Annotated in this window: 2 protein-coding genes; both read left to right on the forward strand. The window is 61.6% G+C overall.

The genetic code is table 11. The features are described from left to right. The first annotated feature begins 592 nt into the window (after positions 1-592). Positions 593-1,990: an aspartate ammonia-lyase gene (locus Q4F91_RS13020; RefSeq protein ID WP_303338161.1), complete on the forward strand. Its 1,398-nt coding sequence runs from the start codon at positions 593-595 to the stop codon at positions 1,988-1,990. Positions 1,991-2,370: 380 nt separating this feature from the next. Next, complete coding sequence (locus Q4F91_RS13025; protein WP_303338162.1) at positions 2,371-3,699, forward strand: anaerobic C4-dicarboxylate transporter; 1,329 nt, start codon at positions 2,371-2,373, stop codon at positions 3,697-3,699. Positions 3,700-3,943 lie beyond the last annotated feature (244 nt).

Here is a 3,943-nt window from a genome sequence, read left to right on the forward strand (position 1 = left end):
CTCCTCCCGACGGGCCCGCCAAGGGGAACTTATGAAACCCGCCGCTCCTGCAAACTGGAGCCGGCGGGTTTTTTTACGCCCGGGCGGATTTGTAAACGGGCGCACATTGTCATTGGACGGCAGTACAACAAGAGGGAAACATGCCACTTCGGCGGTAATTCGGCGCCGGTTTCCTCGAACGCGGTTGTACCGCTTGTCAAGCAAAATTAATTCTGCACCTATATGGTGCATTATTAAAAACCTATGTGGCGACTACGTAGGGGTTAATCCTCATAGCTCGCGAAAAAAAGTGCTTCACTTTCGGCGCATTAAGCAGTAATATTTACTCAACACGAAGAGGGGTACGTCGGAATACGTAGCAATACGTACTAAGACGAAGGTTTCCGAAAGGGAAGCCCCGCGAAGTGCCAACCCGTCACGGACGACGGCGAGTGAAACGGACCAACGGCGGACTTCTGAAAGGAAGTCCGGCGGTTTCCTCCCGAAGGAAGTGACGAACCTGAAATGCGAGCAGCGCCTTTCCCTTGTTTCAAACCGGCGCCTGATGCGCCTCAGGCCGCTGCCGCGATCTGGACATATTGAGGAGCAACGAATGTCCCGTATTGAAAGCGATTTCCTTGGTTCTCTCGAGATCCCCGATGAGGCCTACTACGGCGTGCAGACGATGCGCGGCAAGGCCAACTTCCACATCACCGAGATGCCGATGAGCCAGGAGCCGTTCTTCGCGCAGGCCTTTGGCTACGTCAAGAAGGCCGCCGCGATGGCCAACAAGGAACTCGGCACGATCCCGGCTGACGTCGCTGACGCCCTGATCTGGGCGAGCGAGCAGCTCATCGCCGGCAAGTACAACGACCAGTTCGTCACCGACTGGCTCCAGGGCGGCGCCGGCACGTCGACCAACATGAACTGCAACGAGGTCATCTCGAACCTCGCCTGCGAGCACCTCGGCCTTGCCAAGGGCGACAAGAAGGTCTCCCCGAACGACCACGCCAACTTCGGCCAGTCGACGAACGACACCTACCCGACCGCTCTCCACCTCTCGATGCTCATGCGCTCGAACGTCCTCCTGAAGGCCGTCGAGGAGCTCGTCGAGTCCTTCTACAAGCAGGCCGAGAAGAACAAGAACGTTCTGAAGATGGGCCGCACCCACCTGCAGGACGCCGTTCCGATGTCCTTCGGCCAGGAGTTCCACGGCTGGGGCTTCACGATCGCCGATGAGATCAAGGTCATCAAGGAAGCCCAGGCTCACCTCAAGGTTGTGAACCTCGGCGCCACCGCCATCGGCACGACCGTCACGGCTCACCCGGACTACCCCGCCCTCGCCGTCAAGAAGCTCGCCGAGATCACCGGCATCGACTTCGTCAACAGCGAGGACCTCATCGCCGCCACGTCCGACTGCGGCTCCTACGTCGCCCTGTCGTCCGCCTGCAAGTCGCTCGCCGTCAAGCTCACGAAGGTCTGCAATGACCTCCGCCTCCTTGCCTCCGGCCCGCGCACCGGCCTCTCCGAGCTCGTCCTCCCGCAGCTCCAGCCGGGCAGCTCCATCATGCCGGGCAAGGTCAATCCGGTCATCCCGGAAGTGACGAACCAGGCGAGCTTCCTCGCCATCGGCCTCGACACGTCCGTCATGCTCGCCGCCTCCGCCGGCCAGCTCGAGCTCAACGTCATGGAGCCCGTGATCTCCTTCGCGCTCTACATGCAGATGAAGGTCCTCACGAACGCCTGCATCGCCCTGCGTGAGAAGTGCGTCGACGGCATCGTCGTCAACGCCAAGCGCTGCGAAGACCTCGTCATGGGTTCGCTCGGCATCGTCACGGTTCTGAAGCCGCACTTCGGCTACAAGCCCTGCGCCAACGTCGCCCGCGAAGGCTTCCTCACCGGCAAGTCGCTCCACCAGCTCGTCGTCGACGAGAAGAAGATGCTCACCCAGGAAGAGTGGGACAAGATCTTCACGTACGACAACCTGATCAACCCGAAGTTCGAGCAGTAATCCGCTGACTCGTTCCTCGCGGAACAGCGCATCACCCGGACCGCCAATGAGTCCGGGGATGCGCAAACCGTTTTCTTCGACGGCCTGGAATCCTCCCCGTTCCTGAAGGGGAGGGGATCAGGAGAGAAGAAAACGGCCCCACCACCAAAGCGGGAAAAAATCTGGTTGCCCGGGCTGACACCGACAGCTTCTGGAAACCGCAAGCCTTTGCGGGAGGCGAAATCCTCCCTCAAAGTCTTCGGTTTCCTGCCCCGAGAAAGCTGCCGGCCTCCGTGTATCCACGAAAAGCCTCCCGCACTCCCTTGAGAACCCCATTACCAGATGACAGGGGGCTCGACAGGGGAGAGACAAACCCAATGCCTGGAGGCATTATGGATTTCATGCTCATCCTTCAGATCATCGTCCTTCTGGGCGCGATCTTCCTCGGTGTCCGTCTCGGCGGCATCGGTATCGGCTACGCCGGCGGCGCCGGCGTGCTCATCCTGGGTCTCTGCCTCGGCATGAAGCCGGGCAACATCCCCTGGGACGTGATTCTGATCATCGCTTCGGTGATCGCGGCCATCTCCTGCATGCAGCTCGCCGGCGGCCTTGATTACCTCGTGCAGATCGCCGAGCGCGTTCTTCGCAGCAACCCGAAGCACATCAACTACCTCGCCCCGATCGTCACCTATGTCCTGACGATCTTCGCCGGCACCGGCCACACCGCCTTCTCGATGATCCCGGTTATCGTTGAAGTCGCCAAGGAGCAGAAGATCCGTCCCTGCTGCCCGCTCGCCATCGCCGTCGTCGCCTCGCAGATCGCCATCACGGCCTCGCCGGTCTCCGCCGCCGTGATCTACATGTCGGGCGTCCTTGAGCCGTTCGGCTGGTCCTACCCGGCCCTCCTCGGCATCTGGCTCTCGACCACGTTCATCGGCTGCATGCTCACGGCCTTCGTCATGACGATGATCCAGAACATGGACCTCGACAGCGACCCGGTCTACAAGGAGCGTCTCGCCAAGGGCCTCGTCAAGGTCTCGCAGGGCGCCGCCCACCAGGAGCTCAAGCCCTATGCCAAGCGCTCCGTGCTGATCTTCCTCCTCGGCGTTGTCTGCGTCGTGCTGTACGCCTCCGCGATCTCGCCGGCCGTCGGCCTCATCAAGAACGTCATCGTTCCGCGTGACGCCGCCATCATGAGCCTCATGCTCCTCGTCGGCACGCTGATCACGATCTTCTGCAAGGTCGAGCTCGGCAACATCGCTTCCACGAGCGTCTTCAAGTCCGGCATGGTCGCCTGCGTGTGCGTCCTTGGCGTGGCCTGGCTCGGTGACACGTTCGTCTCCGGCCACACGACCGAGATCAAGGGCTTCGCCGCCGACGCCGTGTCGAACTACCCGGCCCTCCTCGCCGCCGTGTTCTTCTTCGCCGCCATGCTGCTCTACTCCCAGGCTGCCACCGCGAAGGCGATCACCCCGTCGATCGTCGCCGCCCTCGGCATCACCGCCGCGAATCCGGGTGACTCCTACATGCTCGTCGCTTCGTTCGCCGCCGTGTCCGCCCTGTTCGTCCTCCCGACCTACCCGACGCTGCTCGGCGCCGTGCAGATGGATGACACCGGCACGACCCGCATCGGCAAGTACGTCTTCAACCACTCCTTCTTCGTTCCGGGCCTCATCGCCATCGTCTTCTCGGTGTGCCTTGGCTTCGGTGCCTGCATGATCTTCGGTTAATCCGGCCTGACTGCAAGAAGGAAGCAAAGATAGCTCCTCAAAGGCAGTGAGGCGCCCCTCCCGATTCGGGGCGCCTCACAGCCGAGCAGAATTCTTCCGAGCAATGGCAACGGCCCGTTCTCTTCCGAGAGCGGGCCGCTGTCTTTGGTCGGAGCTTTATTTCGTGCCGCTCCCTCGACGGGGGCGGCATTGTTTTTCAGGGCGTCAGTCGGCCGTCCAGGGCTTCACCATGATGAAGGAGCCT

The sequence above is a fragment of the Sutterella sp. genome (genome assembly GCF_030539355.1).
Taxonomy (GTDB): domain Bacteria; phylum Pseudomonadota; class Gammaproteobacteria; order Burkholderiales; family Burkholderiaceae_F; genus Sutterella.

Bases quoted from the DNA above. Each gene is read 5' to 3' on its own strand.
- Q4F91_RS13025 (WP_303338162.1), top strand. From the start codon at position 2,371: ATGCTCATCCTTCAGATCATCGTCCTTCTGGGCGCGATCTTCCTCGGT.
- Q4F91_RS13020 (WP_303338161.1), top strand. From the start codon at position 593: ATGTCCCGTATTGAAAGCGATTTCCTTGGTTCTCTCGAGATCCCCGAT.